Origin of the sequence: Desemzia sp. FAM 23989 (genome assembly GCF_045528345.1) — a bacterium.
Lineage (GTDB): Bacteria > Bacillota > Bacilli > Lactobacillales > Carnobacteriaceae > Desemzia.
In genome coordinates this window covers 1-255 of the sequence record NZ_JBGQQT010000076.1, presented here as the reverse complement: position 1 = coordinate 255, position 255 = coordinate 1, and the positions used below count along the sequence as shown (strand labels likewise).

Sequence of the window (255 nt, the reverse complement as noted above, 5' to 3'; positions counted from 1 at the left end):
CGCGCTCAACTTCTACACGATCTGCATTATCGCGATATTCGATTTCTTTGTCTCTGGTTTGGTCTTTCTTTGGACGACCAAGTGATGGTCCGGCTAGGCGAATGCCTCGTATTTTGCAGTAAGACCTATTTTCTCGATTTCGATAGATCTTGTCGGCAAGAACCCGCTCAGGATAACGTCCGTTTCGATCGTAGAAACGGCGGACAGCTTGAACCAACACAGAAGCTTCATTGTAGGCATCAAAACTGGTCTTTT

General features: G+C 46.3%; 1 protein-coding gene. It reads right to left on the bottom strand.

Annotated elements, in window-relative coordinates; genetic code table 11:
• Positions 1-255, bottom strand: a 255-nt coding sequence (locus tag ACEN36_RS13125; protein WP_407103315.1) for a transposase, incomplete at both ends; no start/stop codon positions are given.